This is a genomic window from Bradyrhizobium mercantei (assembly GCF_001982635.1).
GTDB lineage: Bacteria > Pseudomonadota > Alphaproteobacteria > Rhizobiales > Xanthobacteraceae > Bradyrhizobium > Bradyrhizobium mercantei.
This window is the reverse complement of the sequence record NZ_MKFI01000005.1, coordinates 259,699-280,207: the sequence shown is the minus strand read 5'-3', so window position 1 is coordinate 280,207 and position 20,509 is coordinate 259,699. Positions and strand designations below refer to the sequence as shown.

Below are 20,509 nucleotides of genomic sequence, written 5' to 3'. Positions count from 1 at the left end.
CGAACAAGGCAGCCCATGCGCGTCTTCAGCGTTCCCGTCTCCGCGCCGTTCCTGCGCACCGTGATTGCGGCGCTGGTCGACGGCCGGCTGGTCCCGGGGTTCGAGGCGCGCAACGATCCGGCGAAGCTCGCCAACGCCACGCTGTATCTGCCGACCCGCCGCGCCGGGCGGCTGGCGCGCGAAATCTTCCTCGACGTGCTCGATTCCGACGCCGCGGTGCTGCCGCGCATCGTAGCCCTCGGCGAGATCGACGAGGACGAGCTCGCCTTCGCCGACCAGGGCGACGACGTCGGCGGCGCCGCGCCGCTGGAGATCCCGCCCCGGCTCGGCGAACTCGAGCGCCGGCTGACCTTGGCGCATCTGGTCGCGGCCTGGGCCAAGACGCCGGTATCGGCGCCGCTGGTGGTCGGCGGCCCGGCCTCGACCTTGCAGCTCGCGGGCGATCTGGCGCGGCTGATGGACGACATGGTGACGCGCGGCGTCGACTGGCGCGCGCTCGACCGCCTGGTTCCGGACCAGCTCGACAAATACTGGCAGCACTCGCTCGACTTCCTGCGCATCGCGCGCGACGCCTGGCCGAACTACCTCAAGGAGATCGGCCGGATCGAGCCGGCCGCGCGGCGCGATCTGCTGATCGAGGCGGAGGCGGCGCGGCTGACTTCGCACCCCACGGGCCCGGTGATCGCCGCCGGTTCGACCGGCTCGATGCCGGCGACGGCGAAATTCCTGCACGCGGTGGCGAAGCTGCCGAACGGCGCCGTGGTGCTGCCCGGGCTCGACACCGATCTCGACGAGGAGAGCTGGGAGACAATCGGCGGCGAGCGCGGCGACGATGGCCGCTTCACCACGCCGCCCTCGTCGAACCATCCGCAATTCGCGATGCACGCGCTGCTCGACCGCTTCGGCATCAAGCGCCGCGACGTCGAGAGCCTTGCCGAGCCGGCGCCGCTCGGCCGCGAGGTGCTGGTGTCGGAGACCATGCGCCCCTCGACCGCGACCGCGCAGTGGCATGACCGGCTGGAACGGCCCGAGATCGTGGCGCGGATTTCCGCCGGGATGAGCAACCTCACCGTGGTCGAGGCGCCCAATCCGGAGATGGAGGCGCTGGCGATCGCGGTCGCGATGCGCGAGGCGCGGCATCTCGGCAAATCGGCCGCGCTGGTGACGCCGGATCGCGCGCTGGCGCGCCGGGTGATGGCCTCGCTGACGCGCTGGCAACTGGAATTCGACGATTCCGGCGGCGACGCCCTGATCGAAACGCCACCCGGCGTGTTCGCCCGCCTCACCGCGGAGGCCGCGGCCAGCGGGCTGGAGCCGCCGACATTGCTCGCCCTGCTCAAGCATCCGCTGTTCCGGCTCAGCGGCGCGCATGGCGCGCTGAAGCGTGCGATCGAGGTGCTGGAGATCGCGCTGCTGCGCGGGACACGGCCGCAAGCCGGAACCGGCGGCCTCGCCCGCGACTTCGCGCGCTTCCGCGCCGAACTCGTCAAGCTGCATGGCGGCGAGACCTCGTCGCTGCACGCCATGGAGCCGCGCGCCCGGCTGCGCGATAACGAGCTCAACCAGGCCGAGGGCCTGATCGCGAAATTGCAGGCGGCGCTGGCGCCGCTCGAAGGCGTGGCGTCGTCAAAGCCCTATGATTTCGCTGAGCTCGCCGCACGCCACCGCGAGGCGCTGATCGCGCTGTCGGCCAATCAGAACGGCGTCGCCATCGTGTTCGAGGAGCGCGCCGGTGCCTCGCTGGCGTCGGCCTTCGACGAGCTGCTCGCCAAGCAGCAGCCGAGCGGGCTGATGACGCCGCTGTCGGATTATCCCGAGGTGTTCCAGACCGCATTCGCCGACCGCATGGTGCGGCGGCCGGAATCGGCGCGCGCACAGCTCAACATCTTCGGCCAGCTCGAAGCCCGTCTGACCGAATCCGATCGCGTCATCCTCGGCGGCCTGGTCGAGGGCGTCTGGCCGCCGGCGCCGCGGATCGATCCCTGGCTGAGCCGGCCGATGCGGCACGAGCTCGGGCTCGATCTCCCGGAGCGACGCATCGGCCTGTCCGCCCACGACTTTGCCCAGCTGCTCGGCCAGAACGAGGTGATCCTCACCCATGCCGCAAAAGTCGGCGGCGCGCCGGCGGTCGCCTCGCGCTTCCTGCACCGGCTCGAAGCGGTCGCAGGCGCCGCGCGCTGGAAGGCCGCGACCTCGGCCGGCGAAACTTACGTGCAATATGCCGCCGAGCTCGATCGCCCCGACAAGGTCGAGCCGATCCCGCAGCCGGAGCCGCGGCCGCCGCGCGAGGCGCGGCCGCTGAAAATGTCGGTCACCGCGATCGAGGACTGGCTGCGCGATCCCTACACGATCTACGCGCGCTATATCCTGAAGCTCGATCCGCTCGATCCCGTCGACATGCCGCTGTCGGCGGCCGATCGCGGCTCCGCAATCCACGAAGCGCTCGGCGAATTCACGCAGGTCTATGCCGACGCGCTGCCTGACGACATCAAGAGCGCGCTGCGCGACATCGGGGCCAAGCATTTCGCGCCGTTGATGGAGCGGCCCGAGGCGCGCGCGCTGTGGTGGCCGCGCTTCCAGCGTATCGCGGCGTGGTTTGCCGAATGGGAGCAGGCCCGGCGCGGCACTATTGACTCGATCAAGGCCGAGATCCGCGGCGAGATCGGGATTCCGCTCGACGATACCAGGACCTTCACCCTCTCCGCGCGCGCCGATCGCATCGAGCGGCGCGACGACGGCAGCTTTGCGATCCTCGACTACAAGACCGGCCAGCCGCCGACCGGCAAGCAGGTCCGCATGGGCCTGTCGCCGCAGCTGACGCTGGAAGCCGCGATCCTGCGCGAGGGCGGTTTTGCCGACATCCCGGCCGGACGCTCGGTCGGCGACCTCGTCTATGTCAGGCTGAGCGGCAACAACCCACCGGGCGAGCAGCGGTCGCTGGAACTGAAGATCAAGACCAGCGACACGCCGCAGCCGCCCGATGAAGCCGCCGACGCCGCGCGGCTCAAGCTGGAAGCCTTGATCCGCGCCTTCGACGACGAGAGCCAGGCCTACACCTCGCTGAACCTTTCGATGTGGGCGAACCGCTACGGCGCCTATGACGACCTCGCGCGGATCAAGGAATGGTCCGCCGCCGGCGGCCTGGGGATCGAGGAATGGTGAAAGCGCCCCGTCCCATCCCGCCGGCGGTGCGCGACGCGCAGGCCCGCGCGTCCGATCCGAAGGCGTCGACCTTCGTGTCGGCCAATGCCGGCTCGGGCAAGACGCATGTGCTGGTGCAGCGCGTGATCCGCCTGCTGCTGTCGGGCGTGCCGCCGGAAAAGATCCTCTGCATCACCTTCACCAAGGCCGCCGCGGCGAACATGGCCGAGCGCGTGTTCACGACGCTCGGGCATTGGGTGACGCTCGACGATGATGCGCTCAACGCAGCGATCCGCGAGGCCGGCATTGCGCATCCGGATTCGAGGCTCCGTAAGGAAGCTCGAAAACTGTTTGCCTGCGCGCTGGAGACGCCCGGCGGGTTGAAGGTGCAGACCATCCACGCGCTGTGCACCCGCCTGCTGCAGCAGTTTCCGTTCGAGGCCAACGTGCCGGCGCGCTTTGCCGTGCTCGACGACCGCGACCAGAACGAGATGATGGAACGGGCCAATCTCGCCGTGTTCCTGGAGGCGTCGCGGATTCCCGACAGTCCGATCGGCCGCGCGCTGCGGACGGCGATGGCAAACGCCGCCGACGTCACCTTCAAGGAGGTGGTCCGCGAGGCCTGCCTCAGCCGCGACCACTTCATGGCCTGGACCGATACCGCGGGCAGCGCCGCGGCCGCCGCCGCGCAGATGTCGACCGCGCTCGGCGTTTCCACTGAAGATCGCATCGAGGATGTCGAGCGCGAGATCGTCGACGGGCCGCACCTGCCGCGATCGAGCTGGAAGGAGTTGGCGACGCTGCTCGACACCAGCAGCAAGGCGGATCAGAAGCAGGCCGAGCGGCTGCGGGCCGCGCTGACCTTCACCGGTGCAGCCCAGGTCGACGAATATCTCGGCGTGTTCCTGACCGATGACCGCGCGCCGCGCGCGTCCGTCATCACCAACAACTTCATCAAGAAGAATGCGGTCGCAGGCAACAGGTTCGAGGCGGAGATCGACCGGCTCGGTCCCCTGATCGAGCGCCGCCGCGCCGTGGTCGCACGCGACCGCACCGAGGCGCTGATCCACATCGCGACCGCGGCGGCCGCGCACTACCGGCGCGAGAAGCTGGAACGCGGCCTGCTCGACTATGACGATTTGATCGACAAGACGCTTTCGATGCTCGACCGCGTCTCCTCCGGCTGGGTGCATTACAAGCTCGACCGCGGCGTCGATCATGTGCTGATCGACGAGGCGCAGGACACCAGCCCGCGGCAATGGGACATCGTCGCGCACATCATCTCGGAATTCACCTCGGGCGCCGGCGCGCGTGACGGTCTGGTCCGCACGGTGTTCGCGGTCGGCGACGAGAAGCAGTCGATCTTCTCGTTCCAGGGCGCCGCGCCGCGCGAATTCGATTTGCGCCGGCGCGAGCTGAAGCGGCGGTTCGAGGAAGCCGGGCTGAAATTCGATCCGGTGTCGTTCACCTATTCGTTCCGCTCGGGGCCGGTGATCCTGCATTCGGTCGACCATGTGTTCCGCGAGCAGGAGATCTTTCGCAGCATCCATGCGGTCGAGAACGGCTATCCGATCCACAATGCGATGGCCGATGCCGGGCCCAGCCTGATCGAGCTGTGGGATCTCGCCGTCGCCGACGATCGCCAGGACATCGAAGGCTGGCGCGCGCCGTTCGACGGCGTCTCGGTGACCAGCCCCGAGGTGAAGCTGGCGCGGCGCATCCAGGCCGAGATCAAGCGCCTTGTCTCTAGCGGCACCATGACCGGCAGCGCCGGCGGACGGCGGCCGCTGCGTTACGGCGACATGCTGATCCTGGTGCGGCGGCGCGGCAACGCCTTCGACGCGGTCATCCAGGCGCTGAAGCACGCGGGCATTCCGGTCGCCGGCGCCGACCGGCTGAAGCTGACCGAGCACATCGCAATCATCGACCTGATGAACCTCGCCGACGCCCTGCTGCTGCCGCAGGACGACCTCGCGCTCGCGGTGGCGCTGAAGAGCCCGCTGTTCGGCCTCGACGACGACGATCTGTTCAAGCTGGCGTACCAGCGCCGCGGCTCGCTGCGCGAGGCACTGACCGCGCAGGCGCCAACCGACGAACGTTTCTCGGCCGCGCTGCGCCGCCTGGAACAGTGCGAGCGGCGCTTCACCCAGGAGACGCCGTTTGCGTTCTACGCCTGGCTGCTCGGCGGTGACGGCGGGCGGGCGCGGATCCTGCGCCGGCTCGGCCATGAGGCCAACGACGCGCTCGACGAATTCCTCGAACTCGCGCTCGGCTATGAGCGCAAGGCGCCGGCCTCGCTGCAGGGCTTCGTGGCCTGGCTGCGCGCCGCCGACACCGAAGTGAAGCGCGACATGGAGATTTCGCGCGACGAGGTCCGCGTGATGACCGTGCACGGCGCCAAGGGCCTCGAGGCCTCGGTGGTGTTCCTGGTGGACACCACGACCTCGCCGTCGGACACGCAGCGGCTGCGGCTGATCCATCTGCCGCAGGGCAACGCCGCGCCGAACGCGCCCGGCGTCGTGGTGTGGGCCGGCAAGAAGGCCGAGGATCCGCCTGCGGTCGCCGACGCGCGCAAGGCGATGCTCGGCGATACCGAGGACGAGTATCGCCGCCTGCTCTATGTCGCGATGACCCGCGCCGCCGACCGCCTGATCGTCGCCGGCTGCATGCCCGGCAACATGAACACGGTGCGGAAATCCTCCTGGTACGACCTGATCACCAGGGGGCTCGCCAATTCCGGACTCAGGCTCGAGGAAGAGGAGACGCCGGCCGGCAAGGTGATGCGCTATTCGCGGCCCGACGACGCTGCCGATCTCACCGGCGCTGCGGCATCAGCGGCCGTGGCGCCGGTCGCGTTGCCGGACTGGCTGCGGACGGCGGCCGTGCCTGAAGCCGCCGCCGCGGGCGTGCTGCGCCCGTCCGACCCGGCCGATGACGACCGCCATCCGATTCGATCAGGCGAATCGGTGCTGCTGCGCGCCCGCGCCCTGCAACGCGGCACGCTGGTGCATCGCCTGCTGCAATCGCTGCCCGACATCACGCTGGAACGACGGCTCAACGCGGCGCTCGACTATCTCGCGCGTAACGCCGATGGCTGGAGCGAGGAAGAGCGCGCGGCGCTGGCTCGGCAGGTGGTCGCCCTGACCGTCGATCTGCGCTTCGCGCCGGTATTTGCCCCCGGCAGCCGTGCCGAGGTTTCGATCGTGGGCCGGCTGGAGCGGCCAGGCCAGCCGAAGGCGCTGGTCTCGGGCCAGATCGACCGCCTGGTGGTGACGGCGAACGAGGTCCTGATCGTCGATTTCAAGACCAACCACGCCCCGCCGAAGAACGCCGCCGAGGCCCCCAAAAGTTATATCCGGCAGCTCGCGCTGTACCGCGCGGTGCTGGCAAAACTTTATCCCCAAAGGATCATCCACGCCGCCCTGCTCTGGACCGAAACCCCTGAAATGATGGAGATTTCCGCCTCCGCGCTGGACGCCGGGCTGGCATAAGTTCATGTCGGCGTGAGCGAGCTTGACCCGGCAAGGGGGCGTTCATACGTTTGCCCCATGCTCCCGGGCGCGATTCTCCACCGCGCCCTTTTGTCCCAACCGAACGAGGTACTCACATGGCCGTTGGCAAGGTTTCTGACGCCGATTTCGAAGCCGAAGTGCTCAAGGCGACCGGGCCGGTGGTCGTCGACTTCTGGGCCGAATGGTGCGGCCCCTGCCGCATGATTGCGCCCGCTCTCGATGAGATTTCCGGCGCGATGGGCGACAAGGTCAAGATCGTGAAGCTCAACGTCGACGAGAGCCCGAAGACCGCGTCGAAGTATGGCGTGATGTCGATCCCCACCCTGATGATCTTCAAGGGCGGTGAGATGGCATCGCGTCAGGTCGGCGCCGCGCCGAAGGCCAAGCTGCAGCAGTGGATCACCGCTGCGGTCTGATCCGATTCGAATTAGCTGATTTGCGAAACGGCCGGCGCCAAGCCGGCCGTTTAGTTTGCGCAGGATCGCCCCCACTCGTCATGGGCGGGCTTGACCCGGCCATCCATCCACTTTCGAAAAACGTTCTTGCGAAGATTGATGGACACGCGGGTCAAGCCCGCGTGTGACGAGTCTTCGCTGGGACGGATTACCTGATCCATCCGGTCGCCAGCGCCGAGGCGAGCTCGGCCTGGCCGTGCTGGCGCGCCAGCGCGGCCATTGCCGCGTGGTCGTAGGGGATGTGGCGGAAGGTGACGTCCCAATCGCCACCAACCCGTTCGAGGATGGCGTAGCGCGCATCGGGCGAGCCGGCCTCGACGACATGCGGATACGGCTTGCCGGCGCGATAGCCCGGCGAGCCGACGCTGCCGGGATTGACGATCAGCCGGCCGTCGGAAAGCCGCACCGCGCGCGCCGTGTGGGTATGCGCGCAGAGGATCAGCGATTGCGTCACGCCGGCCGCCCTCGCCTCGATCGATTCCTGCGACGACATCACGACCTCGCCGCCCGGCAGGACGGTGTCGAGCCAGTAGGTCTCGTCATCCTGCGGCGTCGCGTGGCAGAGGAAGACCTGGTCGCGATAGACGGCACTGGCCGGCAGCGTGCGCAGCCAGTCGAGATGCCGCGGCTCAAGCTCGGTGTAGGTACGGCGCTCCCAGGAGCCCATTTTCTCATGCGGGCGGTCGATCAGATAGCGGTCGTGATTGCCGAGCAGATGGATCGCATCGAGCTCCATCAGCATGTCGATCGTCGGCCGCGCGTCGAGCGGCCCGCTGACCATGTCGCCGAGATCGACGATGTCGGAAATGTCCTGCGCGCGAATGTCTGCGAGCACGGCTTCGAGCGCGAGGTGATTGCCGTGGATGTCGGCGATCGCAGCAAAACGCATGATTTCCGTCCTCCCTCATGCGCACCGCATCCGGGACGCGAGGCCACTTATGCAGGAGGCGTGCCGTTGGCTGCAAGCACCGGGCCGGCCAGGTACAGCGAACCCGTGATCAGGATGCGCGGCGGCACCTCATAGGCGAGCGTGGCAAGCCGCTGCAGCGCGGCGTCGACGCCGGATGCGATCTCGACCCGCATACCGAGCGCGCGCGCGGCGTCGGCGAGCTTATCGGGCGCCATGCCGTTGTCGCGGCCGGGCACCGGGACTGCGATGATGTGGCGCGTCAGCCCGGCGAAATTGGCGAGGAAGGCGTCGGCATCCTTGTTGGCCATCATGCCTGCGATCACGACCAGCGGCCGCGACACGCGCTCTTCGAGATCACCGAGCGCCGCGGCGGCAACGCGGCCGCCCTCGGCATTGTGGCCGCCATCGAGCCAGACCTCGGAGCCCTGCGGACCCTGGCAGACCAGACTGCCTGAGACCAGCCGCTGCATCCGCGCCGGCCATTCCGCGTTGACGATACCGGCCTCGAAGGCTGCGATACTGAGCTTGAACGTGTCGATCGCGCGCAAGGTCGCGATCGCAAGGCCCGCATTGTCGAACTGATGACGGCCGAACAGCTTTGGCGCGGCGAGATCCATCAGGCCGCGCTCGTCCTGATAGACCAACCGGCCGCGCTCGACACCGACATGCCATTGCTGGCCGGCCGCATGCAGCGGCGCGCGCATGCGGTTCGCCTCCGCCTCGATCACGGCCATCGCATCTGGCGCTTGCTCGGCGCAGACCACCGGCACCTTGCGCTTGATGATCGCGGCCTTCTCGCCGGCAATCGCCGCCAGATTGTCGCCGAGGAATTCCATGTGGTCCATGCTGACCGGCGTGATCACCGACGCCAGCGGCGTCTCGACCACATTGGTGGAATCGAGCCGGCCGCCGAGGCCGACCTCGAGCAGCGCGACGTCGGCCGGATGCTTTGCGAACAGGCAGAACGCGACCGCCGTTTCCATCTCGAAGATGGTGATCGGATTGCCGGCGTTGATGCGCTCGCAATCCTCGAATGTCGCGCGCAGCTCGTCGTCACCGACGAGCTTGCCGCCGCCGACCGCGCCGAGCCGGTAGCACTCGTTGAGCCGCACCAGATAGGGCGAGGTGAAGACGTGGACGCGCAGGCCCGAGGCCTCGAGGATCGCGCGCAGATAGGCGATGGTCGAGCCCTTGCCGTTGGTGCCGGCAACATGGATCACCGGCGGCAGCTTGCGCTCGGGATGGCCGAGCCGCTCCAGCAGGCCGCGCATGCGATCGAGGCTGAGATCGATGCGCTTCGGATGCAGCGCCGATATCCGCGCGATCAACGCCTCGAACGAGGCCTGCGATGGGGCGGCGCTTGCGGTCACGCGTGCGGCGCGGCCGGCACCGTCTCCGGTGCCGTGACGATCTGGGCCGGCTCGGTGACCGGAGCCGTGGGCTTCGATGCGGTTTCCAGCGCCGGCGCCTTGGTCAGCAGGCGGCACAGCCGCGCCAGCGTCGCCTTCATGTCGTGGCGGTGCACGACCATGTCGACCATGCCGTGCTCGCGCAGATATTCGGCACGCTGAAAACCGTCCGGCAGCTTCTCGCGGATGGTCTGCTCGATCACGCGCGCGCCGGCGAAGCCGATCAGCGCACCGGGCTCCGCAATCTGGATGTCGCCGAGCATCGCATAGGACGCGGTGACGCCGCCGGTGGTCGGATTGGTCAGCACGACGATGTAGGGCTGGCGCGCCTCGCGCAGCATCTGCACGCCGACGGTGGTGCGCGGCATCTGCATCAGCGACAAAATGCCTTCCTGCATCCGCGCGCCGCCGGAAGCGGCGAACACGATGAAGGGCGACTTCTTCTCGACCGCGAGCTCGAGCCCGCGCACCATCGCTTCACCGGCGGCCATGCCGAGCGAACCGCCCATGAAATCGAAATCCTGCACCGCGACCACGACGCCGGCGCCTTCCAGCTTGCCGTAGCCGACCTTGATCGCGTCGTTCAGCCCGGTCTTGGCGCGGGCGTCCTTGATGCGGTCGACATATTTGCGCTCGTCGCGGAATTTCAGCGGGTCCGCCGTCACCTCGGGCAGTGCGACGTCGAACCAGGTCTCGTTGTCGAACACCGACTTCAGCCGCGCCACCGCGCCCATGCGCATGTGGTAGTTCGAGCCGGGGATCACGAACTGGTTGGCTTCGACGTCCTTGTAGAACACGAGCTGCCCGGAATCCGGGCACTTGATCCAGAGATTCTCCGGCGTCTCGCGCCGCAGGATGTTGCGGATCTTCGGCCGGACGACGTTGGTGAGCCAGTTCATGGTTCGCTCCGAAATGCGGGTCGGTCCCGCACCGACTGGATATATGGCGGGCCGGGCAAACCCGGCAAGCCGCTCTACGCGGCCTTTTTGCCGCAAAATGTGGCTTATTCAGCGGCCTGTTTGGCGCCCCGGACGCCCTGCGCCAGCGCGGACACCAGGTCCGCGACCGCGCTCACGGTCTTCGGCGTCGCGCGGCCCTCGGCATCGAGGCTGCCCTTCAGGGCATCGACCAGCGCGGTGCCGACCACGGAGCCATCGGCGTTCTCGGCAATCGCACGCGCCGCTTCCGGAGTTCGGATGCCGAAGCCGACACAGACCGGCAGCGCGGTGTGCCGCTTGATGCGCGCCACGGCCGCTCCAACGACCTTCGAATCGGCCGCGGCACTGCCGGTGATGCCGGTGACCGCGACGTAGTAGACAAAGCCCGAGGTGTTGGCGAGCACCGCCGGCAGGCGCTTGTCGTCGGTGGTCGGCGTCGCCAGCCGGATGAAGTTCAGCCCGGCCTTGATCGCGGGGATGCAGAGCTCGGTGTCCTCCTCCGGCGGCAGGTCGACGATGATCAGTCCGTCGACGCCGGCGGTCTTGGCATCGGCCAGGAAAGAGTCGACGCCGTAGATGTAGATCGGATTGTAGTAGCCCATCAGCACGATCGGGGTGGCGTTGTCCTCCTTGCGGAAGTCGAGGACCATCGCCAGTGTCTTCTTCAGGGTCATGCCGCCCTTGAGCGCGCGCAGGCCGGCCGCCTGGATCGACGGGCCGTCGGCCATCGGATCGGTGAACGGCATGCCGATCTCGATGACGTCGGCGCCGGCCTTCGGCAGCGCCTTGAGGATGTCGAGCGAAGTTTTCGGGTCGGGGTCGCCGGCCATCACGAAGGTGACGAAAGCGGAGCGGCCCTGCTGCTTCAGCTCGGCGAAACGTGCGTCGATACGGGTGGTCATGGTGTGACAGTCGCTGTGCTATACCTCTCCCCTCCGGGGAGAGGTCGGCTGCGCAGCAGCCGGGTGAGGGGGATGGAGCGGTTCAAGGCAAGAGCGCGAAGCCTCCGCGCGTCACAGACAAACGCCGAGGCAAAGCTTTGGCAGGCGCTGCGCAATCGCAGGCTGGCGCGATGGAAATTCCGTCGCCAGCATCCGATTGACCGATACATCGTCGATTTCGTCACGCTCGACGGCAAACTGATCGTCGAAGTCGATGGCGCGACACATTCGACATCATCAGAACTGAAACGCGACGAGGCCAGGACCAAGGCCCTCGAAGCTTGCGGCTTTCTCGTCGTGCGGGTTACCAACATCGATGTGTACGACAATCTCGAGGGGGTGCTCGAGATGATCGAAACATCACTGCGGTTCGAATGAGTGGAGAGACCCCTCACCCGGCTGCTGCGCAGCCGACCTCTCCCCKMCGGGGAGAGGTAAGGAAGGAGCGCCCAGGCCGTCACTTCTTCCTCGCCTTCAAGATGTCGCCGACCTGCGGCACGTCCTTGTCGCCACGGCCCGAGAGATTGACCACCATCAGATGATCCCTGGGCCGCTGCGGCGCGAGCTCGGACAATTTCGCAATAGCGTGCGCGGATTCCAGCGCGGGGATGATGCCCTCGAGCCGCGACAGCAGCTGGAACGCGGCCAGCGCCTCCTCGTCGGTCGCCGAGAGATATTTCACGCGGCCGGTCTCGTGCAGCCAGGCGTGCTCGGGGCCGATGCCGGGATAATCGAGGCCCGCGGAGATGGAGTGCGCTTCCTCGATCTGACCGTCCGCGTCCATCAGGAGATAGGTGCGATTGCCGTGCAGCACGCCGGGGCGGCCGCCGGCGAGCGAGGCCGCATGCAGCTGCGTCAGGCCGTGACCGGCGGCTTCGACACCGAAGATCTCGACCGAGGGATCATCGAGGAACGGATGGAACAGGCCCATCGCATTGGAGCCGCCGCCGATGCAGGCGATCAGCGAGTCCGGCAGGCGGCCCTCGGCTTCCTGCATCTGCTTGCGCGTCTCGTGGCCGATGATCGACTGGAAATCGCGCACCATCATCGGATAGGGGTGCGGGCCCGCGACCGTGCCGATGCAGTAGAACGTGTCGTGCACGTTGGTGACCCAATCGCGCAGCGCGTCGTTCATCGCGTCCTTTAGCGTGCGCGCACCGGACTGCACCGGGACGACCTTGGCGCCGAGCATCTCCATGCGGATCACGTTCGGCTGCTGCCGCTCGACGTCGACCGCGCCCATATAGACCACGCATTCGAGCCCGAACCGCGCGCACAGCGTCGCGGTCGCCACGCCATGCTGGCCGGCGCCGGTCTCGGCGATGATCCGCTTCTTGCCCATCCGGCGCGCGACCATGATCTGGCCGAGCACGTTGTTGACCTTGTGCGAACCGGTGTGGTTGAGCTCCTCGCGCTTCAGATAGATCTTGGCGCCGCCGAGATGCTCGGTGAGCCGTTCGGCGAAATACAGCGGCGAGGGCCGGCCGACATAGTCCTTCAGGTAGACATTCATCTCGGCCTGGAACGCCGGATCGGCCTTGGCGTCGGCATAGGCCTTCTCGAGATCGAGGATCAGCGGCATCAGCGTTTCCGCGACGAAGCGTCCGCCGAAAATGCCGAAATGCCCGCGCTCGTCGGGGCCGCTGCGGAAGGAATTGGGCAGGTTTGGATTCATCGAACCATCAGTTCTTGGGTTGCGCGTGCCGCGCGGATGAAGGCGCGGATCAATTCGGGATCCTTGGCGCCGGGCGTGCGCTCGACGCCCGACGACACGTCGACGCCGCCGGCGCCGGTGACGCGGACGGCTTCAGCGACGTTGCCGGCGTTGAGCCCGCCGGAGACCATGTAGGGCAGCGCGAGATCGAGGTTTTCCAGCACGTGCCAATCGAACGGCGCGCCGAGACCGCCCGGCCGCGTGGCGTCCTTCGGCGCGCGGGCGTCGAACAGGATGCGGTCAGCGACACTGACATAACCCGGCAGCGGGGCGAGATCGGCCGAGGTCTCGACCGGCAGCGCCTTCATCAGCGGCAGGCCGAACTTCTGCTTGATGTCGCGCAGCCGCGCCGTGGTCTCCTTGCCGTGCAATTGCAGGATATCCGGCCGCAGCGTCTCGACGATGTTCTCGAGCGTCGCGTCGTCGGCATCGACGGTCAGCGCGACCTTGACGGCGCAGCCCTTGGCGCGGCTGCCGAGCTCGCGCGCGGTCTCGAGGCTGATATGGCGCGGCGACGGCGGGAAGAACACGAAACCCACCATGTCCGCACCGCCCTCGAGCGCGACGTCGAGCGTCTCGCGCGTGGACAGGCCGCAGATTTTGACGAGCAGGGGCATGGTCTCGAAACGGGGTCTCGCAACGGGTTTTCGGGCGGCCGGAACCGGGGTGAACCACGGTCCGACGGGGCGGGTTCTACAACGTCGCGCCCTGCTTGTCTCGCCCATTGGGCCCGTAAAAGCCGAGCTGGGCCGCGGCCGGGCGGCGCTGGGCGTCGTCCCGGGAGGCGGCAGCCCTGAGGTCGGCGAGCTCGGCGCGGACGTGGCGGGCATCGGCCTCGTGCTGCCGGGCGGCGCGGCGCCAGCGTCCCTGCTTGAACCAGGTTGCCATGCCGCCGGCGATCACGCCCAGGATCGCGGAGGCGATGATGACGACGAACAGCGGCAGTGTGACCGCAACCGCCGGCGTCACGGAGTTGAAGGGATCGAACGACACCGTCACCCAGTGACGGTTGGCGACGGCAAAGATGATGAAGATCAGCCCGAGCGGAATGACGACCACTGCCGTGAAGAACTTTCGCATGACCATCTCTCGCAGCGATGGAGAAAGCGCGGGCACCTCGCCCGCAGCACGGCAACGCCGGACGGCGCGCTTACGCGCCAGCCTTGTTAGGCATCAGCCTTAAGCATCAGCCTTGGGCGCGTCGACCTTGGAGGCGCCGGCCTCGGTCACGTCGCGGTTGAGACGCTCGCGCATTTCCTTGCCGGTCTTGAAGAACGGCACGCTCTTCTGATCGACCGGCACATGCTCGCCGGTGCGCGGATTGCGGCCGGCGCGCGCCGGGCGATGCTTCACCGAGAATGCACCGAAACCACGCAGCTCGACGCGGTCGCCACGCGCCAGCGCCGCGACGATTTCATCGAGAATCGCATTCACAATGTTCTCGACATCCCGCTGGTAGAGGTGCGGGTTGTGCTCGGCGATACGCTGAACAAGTTCGGATTTGATCATCGAAAATGGGATCCGGGCTCTTGCGGAAACCCATTTCCGTGAAAATGCCGTGCACTGTCAAGACGCTAAATCGATTTAGAGCGCCGTGAAATCGCGTGACAAATAGCCCAATTGGGGCATGCGACGATTCCCGCAGAGCGGGAATAGCCTGATGAGCACGCCTTTAGCAGCGAACTAGTTGGTTCCTCCCGGGCTCCACAATGCCAGCATGCCGTCGAGCCCAAACCGGTCGACCGCCTGGGCCACGCCGCCCTGCTCGATTCGCCGCGCGATGGCGCCGAGGCCGAACGCATCGAGCGTCATCGACGCCGCGGTGCGCAGGAAGGTCAGATCGCCAAAGCGCGGATTAAGCTTGTAATTGCGCACCGGCAGGTCGCTTTTGACCTTCTTCTCCGCGACCAGCCAGGCGATCGCGGTTTTTTCATCGCCGAGCTGATCGATCAGCTTGAGATCGACCGCCTGCCGACCGGTGAAGACGCGTCCGTCAGCGACCTTCTCCAGCAGGGCGTCGTCCATGCCGCGCCGTTCCTTCACCAATCCACGGAACCATGCATAGGAATCCTTGACCAGACCGTCGATCGCGGCGCGGGCCTCCGGGCTGGTCGGCTCGAAACCGTTGGGCGCAGCCTTCAGCGGCGAAGATTTGATCTCCTCCATCTTCACGCCGACGGTCTTGAGCAATTCCGAAACGTTCGGAAACTGGAAGAGCACGCCGATCGAACCGACCAGCGAGGTCTGCTGGGCGACGATATGATCGGCAGCGATCGCCGTGATGTAGCCGCCCGAGGCCGCCAATCCCTCGACCACGACGACAAGCGGCTTCTTCGCCTTCAACTGCATCAGCGAGTCGTAGAGCTGCTCGGAGCCCGCGGTGGTGCCGCCAGGCGAGTTGATGTGCACGACAACAGCCGCATAGCTCGACTTGCCGAGCCGCTCCAGCGCCTCGACGCGCTCCTGGTCGCTGCGGATCAATCCATCGATATTGATCCGCGCGATCGTGTTCGACGTCGAGAAGTTACCGCGTCCGCCGGCGGCGATCACGCCCACGCCGACGATGGCCGCGATTGCGATGACCGCAGCGGCAACACGCCAGAACGTCAGCTTGCGCCTGATACGGCGACGGTCGACGATCACGTCCGAATCCAGCGACATCCGATCTCTCCAGACATAGTCAGCGCGCAATCCGCGCGTTTTGCAGTCGCAGCGTCACTATCAGCTTAGCCAAATACATCAATTGCGACGCAATATGAAGAAAACAAGGCCCGCGGCATTTGCGCGACGTCCGAACCTCCCCTTGAAAAGGGGAGGTCGCTTTGCTCGTCAGAGCAAAGCGGGTGGGGATCTGCTCTCTCCGCATAGAGCATCGCCTGCGGCTGACCCCCATCCCGACCTTCCCCCTTTCAGGGGGAAGGGGAAGACAGACCTGTAGCCATTCAAACAAAAAGGGCCCCGACTTTCGTCGGGGCCCCGATTGTTCGCCTGAACGAGCGAACGCTTACTTGTCGGTGCCGCGGTTCTTCAGCGCGGTGCCGAGGATGTCGCCGAGCGTCGCACCCGAATCGGAGGAGCCGTACTGCGCGATTGCTTCCTTCTCTTCGGCGACTTCGAGCGCCTTGATCGAGACCTGCACCTTGCGGGCCTTCTTGTCGAACTGGATGACGCGGGCATCGACCTTCTCGCCGACGGCGAAGCGCTCGGCGCGCTGGTCGTTGCGATCGCGGGCCAACTCGGACCGCTTGATGAAGGTGGTGAACTCGGTGCCCGAGATCCGGACCTCGATGCCGCTCTCCTTCACTTCGAGCACTTCGCAGGTCACGACCGCGCCCTTCTTGACGTCGCCCGGCTCCGCGAAGGGGTCGCCTTCGAGCTGCTTGACGCCGAGCGAGATGCGCTCCTTCTCGACATCGACGTCGAGCACCACGGCCTTGACCATGTCGCCCTTCTTGAAGTTGTCGATGACCTGCTCGCCCGGAAGCTTCCAGTCGAGGTCGGAGAGATGGACCATGCCGTCGACGTCGCCGTCGAGACCCAGGAACAGACCGAACTCGGTCTTGTTCTTGACCTCGCCTTCCACGGTCGAACCGACCGGGAACTTCTCGACGAACACTTCCCAGGGATTGCGCATGGTCTGCTTGAGACCGAGCGAGATGCGGCGCTTGACCGAATCCACTTCCAGCACCTGCACTTCGACTTCCTGCGAGGTCGAAACGATCTTGCCGGGGTGCATGTTCTTCTTGGTCCACGACATCTCGGAGACGTGGATCAGGCCTTCGATGCCCGGCTCGAGCTCGACGAACGCGCCGTAGTCGGTGATGTTGGTGACGCGGCCGGTGAAGCGGGCACCCAGCGGGTACTTGGCTTCGATGCCCTGCCACGGATCATCCAAGAGCTGCTTCATGCCGAGCGAGATGCGGTGCGTCTCGTGGTTGATCTTGATGATCTTGACCTTCACGGTCTGGCCGATGGTCAGCACCTCGGTCGGGTGGTTGACGCGGCGCCAGGCGATATCGGTCACATGCAGCAGGCCGTCGATGCCGCCGAGATCAACGAACGCACCGTAATCGGTGATGTTCTTGACCACGCCGTCGATCACCTGACCCTCTTCGAGGTTCTGCACCAGCTCCTGGCGCTGCTCGGCGCGGGTCTCTTCGAGAACCGTGCGGCGCGACACCACGATGTTGCCGCGGCGGCGGTCCATCTTGAGGATCTGGAACGGCTGCGAGTTGTTCATCAGCGGCGCAACGTCGCGGATCGGACGGATGTCGACCTGCGAGCGCGGCAGGAAGGCCACCGCACCGTCGAGGTCGACCGTGAAGCCGCCCTTGACCTGGTTGAAGATGACGCCGTTGACCTTTTCGTTGTTCTGGAACGCCTTCTCGAGCTTGCCCCAGCTTTCCTCGCGGCGCGCCTTGTCGCGCGACAGCACGGCTTCGCCGAGCGCATTCTCGATACGGTCGAGGAACACCTCGACTTCGTCACCGACCTTCAGATCGCTCTCGCGGCCGGGGCCGGCGAATTCGCGCAACGCAACGCGGCCCTCGGTCTTCAGGCCGACGTCGATGACGGCCATGTCCTTCTCAATTGCAACCACCTTGCCCTTGATGACCGAGCTTTCCTGCAGATTGCCGCCGGCAAAGGACTCATCAAGCATCGCCGCGAAGTCGTCGCGGGTCGGGGTATAAGAAGACGCAGAATTCGAAACCATTTGATCTCCAGATGCGGGATTTCGCCGGCTGTTCGGGTTGATGGGCGTACCCCACGTGAAGTGTCAGGGTTCCGCAAACCCTGACGACCGCTCATTGCAGGAGGTGCAACAGCGGGCCGGCAGCAAGACTGCACGTTCGGTACGTTTTGATGATCCGGAGCTTGATTACGAAAATATCGACTGCAAGACCTGGGAGCGGGCGTTCCTCCAGATGCGGCGTCAGTTTTGCTTGAGGATGGCTCAAACCCGGCGCCGGCCCGCTCAGACACGGCCTCGACATGGTCGATGCTGCTCCGAACGGCGCTGATATAGCCCCGGCGGCGATTTTGGGCAAGCCGGAAACGCCCGATTCACGGGCGCTTAAGGCTGATCGCGCCGCCGCTGGCGCCCCCAAATCCGGCATCTCAACGCGCCGTTGACCTCGTCGGGCGAAATGCTCCTCAGGAACAGGTTCCGGAACCCGCCCTTAAGCAGCGCCCCATACGATAGCACCGTTCAAAACAGGGGGACTGACAATGAAGAGCTTCGTGGTGCTGGCGGCGATCGCCGTCCTGACGATTGGAAATGCGATTGCCGGGATGCCCGGCGCAACTCCGGCTGCGCACGGCACCTCGGCCACGGCGGCACAGCCGCTGCCGAGCATGGCCGAGCAGGAACTGCCGTTCGACCGCTACTGGTCCAAGAACTGATCCGGCTGACCCACCGGTCCAGGCCGCAGCAGAATTGAAAGCAGATTTGGCGCGATGACCCCGTCATCGCGCTTTTTCTTGTCCAGGCCTCTTCCTGAAGCCTCGTTGGATCAGCGCCGGGCGCGCGCGGCCTCGACGATGGCAATAGCGGCACGGACGCCGGCCTCGATGTCGAGATTGGAATTATCCAGCGTGTGGGCGTCGTGAGCCGGCCGCAACGGCGCGATCGCCCGGTTCTGGTCGCGCTCGTCGCGCTTGAGGATGTCGGCCAGCACCGCCGCCTCGTCGGCGTCCTCACCGCGCGCGCGCGCTTCCAGGGTGCGCCGGCGCGCCCGCACGCGGGGATCGGCGACCACGAAGATCTTCACGTCGGCATCCGGACAGATCACGGTGCCGATGTCGCGTCCATCCAGCACCGCACCGGGCGGATCGGCGGCGAACTGACGCTGGAAGTTGACCAGCGCCTCGCGCACCTTCGGAAAAGCCGAGACGACCGAGGCGCCCTCACCGACCTTCTGGGTCTTCAGAATCGGATTGCCGAACTTCTCGGGATCGAGCTCGAGCGCCACGGCCACCGCCAGCGCCTCATCGTTGAGATCGGCGCCCATCGCGATCATCGCATAGGCCACTGCGCGATAGATCACGCCGGTGTCGAGATGGCGATAGCCGTAGTGGTGGGCGAGCCGCTTGCCGAGCGTGCCCTTGCCGGAGGCGGCGGGTCCGTCGATGGCGATGATCATGCGAAATCAGCTCCGAGCGAGCGCATCATCGGAATGAAATCCGGGAAGCTGGTGGCGATGAAGGCGGTGTCGTCGATCTTCACCGGCCGATCCGCAGCACAGCCCATCACCAGCGCCGACATCGCGATACGATGATCCATATGGGTGGCGACGAGGCCACCGCCTGGAACATGGCCGCGGCCCTCGACGATCAGATCGTCGCCGGAGACCTCGACCTTGACGCCGTTGACGCGAAGCATGTCCGCGGTGGCTTCGAGACGGTCGGATTCCTTGACACGCAGCTCCTGCAAGCCGCGCATGATCGTGGTGCCCTCGGCAAACGCAGCCGCGACCGCCAGCACCAGATATTCGTCGATCATCGACGGCGCGCGCTCCGGCGGCACCTCGACGCCTTTCAGCTTCGAGGCGCGCACGCGAAATTGCGCCATCGGCTCGCCGGCATCGCCGCGCACGTCGCTCTCCTCGATCGCGGCGCCCATTTCGCGCAGCGTGGTGAACAGGCCGGTGCGTAGCGGATTGGTCATCACGTCGGAGAACACGACGTCGGAGCCCTCGACGATCAGCGCCGCGACGATCGGGAACGCCGCGGAGGACGGATCGGCCGGCACCACGACGTTGGCGCCGTGCAGCTCGGGTTCGCCGTTCAGCGTGATCCTGCGGCCATGGCTGCCTTCGTTCTCCGAGAAGATCTCGGCGCCGAAATGCTTGAGCATCAGCTCGGTGTGGTCGCGGCTTGCTTCCTGCTCGATGACCGTGGTGATGCCGGGCGCGGACAGGCCCGCCAGCAGCACCGCGGACTTGATCTGGGCCGAGGCGACCGGCGTCTTGTAGACGATCGGCACCGGATAGCGGGCGCCATGCAGCGTGAGCGGCAGCCGGCCGCCCTCCCTGATGTCGCTGGTCCGGGCGCCCATCAGCTCGAGCGGATCGAGGATGCGGCGCATCGGCCGGGTTCGCAGCGAGGCGTCGCCGTCGAAAATGGCCGCGATCGGACAGCCGGCCACCGCGCCCATCACCAGCCTGCAGCCGGTGCCGGAATTGCCGAAATCGAGCGGGGCTGCGGGCTGGGCGAAGCCGCCGACCCCGACGCCGGACACCGACCAGCTAAACGGCGCCGTCCGCTCCACCTTGGCGCCCAGCGCGCGCATGGATTTGGCGGTATTGAGGACGTCTTCGCCCTCCAGAAGGCCGGAAATGCGGGTCTCGCCGACCGCAAGCGCCCCCAGGATCAGGGCACGGTGGGAAATCGATTTATCGCCGGGCACGCGGACATTGCCGGCCAGGGGGCCGCATGCGCGCGATTCCAGCGGGGTTGGGGTGTCAGAATGGGCCAAATTGTGTCCTCT

At 66.6% G+C, this 20,509-nt stretch carries 17 protein-coding genes; 5 read left to right on the top strand and 12 right to left on the bottom strand.

Annotated features, from left to right (window positions below; all coding sequences use genetic code 11):
* The first annotated feature begins 15 nt into the window (after nt 1–15).
* From addB to trxA, 3 genes are all read left to right on the top strand, one after another.
* On the top strand, nt 16–3,162 hold the full coding sequence (gene addB / locus BI327_RS24035) for a double-strand break repair protein AddB (protein ID WP_076863597.1): 3,147 nt from the start codon (nt 16–18) through the stop codon (nt 3,160–3,162).
* Entirely contained in the window at nt 3,156–6,632 is a 3,477-nt protein-coding gene (addA, locus tag BI327_RS24030) for a double-strand break repair helicase AddA (RefSeq protein WP_076863596.1), read from the top strand. Before addB ends, addA begins: the two co-directional genes overlap by 7 nt.
* Before the next feature lie 116 nt (nt 6,633–6,748).
* The gene (trxA, locus tag BI327_RS24025; RefSeq protein ID WP_016847387.1) at nt 6,749–7,069 is read left to right on the top strand and encodes a thioredoxin; all 321 of its coding nucleotides are present in this window, start codon (nt 6,749–6,751) and stop codon (nt 7,067–7,069) included.
* A gap of 187 nt (nt 7,070–7,256) precedes the next feature.
* On the opposite strand, the gene BI327_RS24020 is transcribed toward trxA, so the two are convergent.
* From BI327_RS24020 to trpA, 4 genes are all read right to left on the bottom strand, one after another.
* A complete protein-coding gene (locus BI327_RS24020) occupies nt 7,257–7,997 on the bottom strand; it encodes a metallophosphoesterase family protein (RefSeq protein ID WP_076863593.1) in 741 nt (246 codons plus the stop codon).
* A 47-nt stretch (nt 7,998–8,044) separates the two neighbouring features.
* Entirely contained in the window at nt 8,045–9,289 is a 1,245-nt protein-coding gene (locus tag BI327_RS24015) for a bifunctional folylpolyglutamate synthase/dihydrofolate synthase (protein WP_245334945.1), read from the bottom strand.
* Between the two features lie 95 nt (nt 9,290–9,384).
* Nucleotides 9,385–10,326 carry an acetyl-CoA carboxylase, carboxyltransferase subunit beta gene (gene accD, locus BI327_RS24010; RefSeq protein WP_076863588.1) on the bottom strand — a complete coding sequence of 314 codons (942 nt, stop codon included), beginning with the start codon at nt 10,324–10,326 and terminating at the stop codon, nt 9,385–9,387.
* Between the two features lie 104 nt (nt 10,327–10,430).
* Nucleotides 10,431–11,267 (bottom strand): tryptophan synthase subunit alpha, encoded by an 837-nt coding sequence (gene trpA, locus BI327_RS24005; RefSeq protein WP_076863587.1) that lies wholly within the window; start codon nt 11,265–11,267, stop codon nt 10,431–10,433.
* 72 nt (nt 11,268–11,339) lie between these two features.
* Here trpA and BI327_RS24000 point away from each other — a divergent pair, with 72 nt between their 5' ends.
* Nucleotides 11,340–11,684, top strand: a complete 345-nt coding sequence (locus BI327_RS24000) for an endonuclease domain-containing protein (protein ID WP_076863586.1) — start codon at nt 11,340–11,342, stop codon at nt 11,682–11,684.
* Between the two features lie 79 nt (nt 11,685–11,763).
* Here the strand turns inward: BI327_RS24000 and trpB are convergent, their stop codons facing one another.
* The 6 genes from trpB to rpsA all read right to left on the bottom strand — a co-directional run bounded on the left by trpB (nt 11,764) and on the right by rpsA (nt 17,734).
* The gene (trpB, locus tag BI327_RS23995) at nt 11,764–12,981 is read right to left on the bottom strand and encodes a tryptophan synthase subunit beta (RefSeq protein ID WP_076863585.1); all 1,218 of its coding nucleotides are present in this window, start codon (nt 12,979–12,981) and stop codon (nt 11,764–11,766) included.
* On the bottom strand, nt 12,978–13,637 hold the full coding sequence (locus tag BI327_RS23990; protein WP_076863583.1) for a phosphoribosylanthranilate isomerase: 660 nt from the start codon (nt 13,635–13,637) through the stop codon (nt 12,978–12,980). Before BI327_RS23990 ends, trpB begins: the two co-directional genes overlap by 4 nt.
* A gap of 76 nt (nt 13,638–13,713) precedes the next feature.
* Nucleotides 13,714–14,100: a LapA family protein gene (locus BI327_RS23985; RefSeq protein ID WP_076864260.1), complete on the bottom strand. Its 387-nt coding sequence runs from the start codon at nt 14,098–14,100 to the stop codon at nt 13,714–13,716.
* A 99-nt stretch (nt 14,101–14,199) separates the two neighbouring features.
* Nucleotides 14,200–14,529 (bottom strand): integration host factor subunit beta, encoded by a 330-nt coding sequence (locus BI327_RS23980; protein ID WP_076863582.1) that lies wholly within the window; start codon nt 14,527–14,529, stop codon nt 14,200–14,202.
* Between the two features lie 174 nt (nt 14,530–14,703).
* Entirely contained in the window at nt 14,704–15,681 is a 978-nt protein-coding gene (gene sppA, locus BI327_RS23975; RefSeq protein WP_076863581.1) for a signal peptide peptidase SppA, read from the bottom strand.
* Between the two features lie 343 nt (nt 15,682–16,024).
* The gene (rpsA, locus tag BI327_RS23970; RefSeq protein ID WP_076863580.1) at nt 16,025–17,734 is read right to left on the bottom strand and encodes a 30S ribosomal protein S1; all 1,710 of its coding nucleotides are present in this window, start codon (nt 17,732–17,734) and stop codon (nt 16,025–16,027) included.
* A 515-nt stretch (nt 17,735–18,249) separates the two neighbouring features.
* On the opposite strand from rpsA, the gene BI327_RS42420 reads away from it, so the two are divergent.
* Nucleotides 18,250–18,423 (top strand): hypothetical protein, encoded by a 174-nt coding sequence (locus BI327_RS42420; RefSeq protein WP_159450485.1) that lies wholly within the window; start codon nt 18,250–18,252, stop codon nt 18,421–18,423.
* Nucleotides 18,424–18,533: 110 nt separating this feature from the next.
* On the opposite strand, the gene cmk is transcribed toward BI327_RS42420, so the two are convergent.
* Both cmk and aroA read right to left on the bottom strand, forming a co-directional pair.
* Nucleotides 18,534–19,163 carry a (d)CMP kinase gene (gene cmk, locus BI327_RS23965; RefSeq protein ID WP_076863579.1) on the bottom strand — a complete coding sequence of 210 codons (630 nt, stop codon included), beginning with the start codon at nt 19,161–19,163 and terminating at the stop codon, nt 18,534–18,536.
* On the bottom strand, nt 19,160–20,497 hold the full coding sequence (aroA, locus tag BI327_RS23960; protein WP_076863574.1) for a 3-phosphoshikimate 1-carboxyvinyltransferase: 1,338 nt from the start codon (nt 20,495–20,497) through the stop codon (nt 19,160–19,162). Before aroA ends, cmk begins: the two co-directional genes overlap by 4 nt.
* Nucleotides 20,498–20,509: the final 12 nt, after the last annotated feature.

What these genes read in the sequence shown, in the direction of transcription:
- addB (WP_076863597.1), top strand. Translation starts at nt 16, where the DNA reads ATGCGCGTCTTCAGCGTTCCCGTCTCCGCGCCGTTCCTGCGCACCGTG.
- addA (WP_076863596.1), top strand. Translation starts at nt 3,156, where the DNA reads ATGGTGAAAGCGCCCCGTCCCATCCCGCCGGCGGTGCGCGACGCGCAG.
- trxA (WP_016847387.1), top strand. Translation starts at nt 6,749, where the DNA reads ATGGCCGTTGGCAAGGTTTCTGACGCCGATTTCGAAGCCGAAGTGCTC.
- BI327_RS24020 (WP_076863593.1), bottom strand. Translation starts at nt 7,997, where the DNA reads ATGCGTTTTGCTGCGATCGCCGACATCCACGGCAATCACCTCGCGCTC.
- BI327_RS24015 (WP_245334945.1), bottom strand. Translation starts at nt 9,289, where the DNA reads ATGCGCGGCCTGCTGGAGCGGCTCGGCCATCCCGAGCGCAAGCTGCCG.
- accD (WP_076863588.1), bottom strand. Translation starts at nt 10,326, where the DNA reads ATGAACTGGCTCACCAACGTCGTCCGGCCGAAGATCCGCAACATCCTG.
- trpA (WP_076863587.1), bottom strand. Translation starts at nt 11,267, where the DNA reads ATGACCACCCGTATCGACGCACGTTTCGCCGAGCTGAAGCAGCAGGGC.
- BI327_RS24000 (WP_076863586.1), top strand. Translation starts at nt 11,340, where the DNA reads ATGGAGCGGTTCAAGGCAAGAGCGCGAAGCCTCCGCGCGTCACAGACA.
- trpB (WP_076863585.1), bottom strand. Translation starts at nt 12,981, where the DNA reads ATGAATCCAAACCTGCCCAATTCCTTCCGCAGCGGCCCCGACGAGCGC.
- BI327_RS23990 (WP_076863583.1), bottom strand. Translation starts at nt 13,637, where the DNA reads ATGCCCCTGCTCGTCAAAATCTGCGGCCTGTCCACGCGCGAGACGCTC.
- BI327_RS23985 (WP_076864260.1), bottom strand. Translation starts at nt 14,100, where the DNA reads ATGCGAAAGTTCTTCACGGCAGTGGTCGTCATTCCGCTCGGGCTGATC.
- BI327_RS23980 (WP_076863582.1), bottom strand. Translation starts at nt 14,529, where the DNA reads ATGATCAAATCCGAACTTGTTCAGCGTATCGCCGAGCACAACCCGCAC.
- sppA (WP_076863581.1), bottom strand. Translation starts at nt 15,681, where the DNA reads ATGTCGCTGGATTCGGACGTGATCGTCGACCGTCGCCGTATCAGGCGC.
- rpsA (WP_076863580.1), bottom strand. Translation starts at nt 17,734, where the DNA reads ATGGTTTCGAATTCTGCGTCTTCTTATACCCCGACCCGCGACGACTTC.
- BI327_RS42420 (WP_159450485.1), top strand. Translation starts at nt 18,250, where the DNA reads ATGAAGAGCTTCGTGGTGCTGGCGGCGATCGCCGTCCTGACGATTGGA.
- cmk (WP_076863579.1), bottom strand. Translation starts at nt 19,163, where the DNA reads ATGATCATCGCCATCGACGGACCCGCCGCCTCCGGCAAGGGCACGCTC.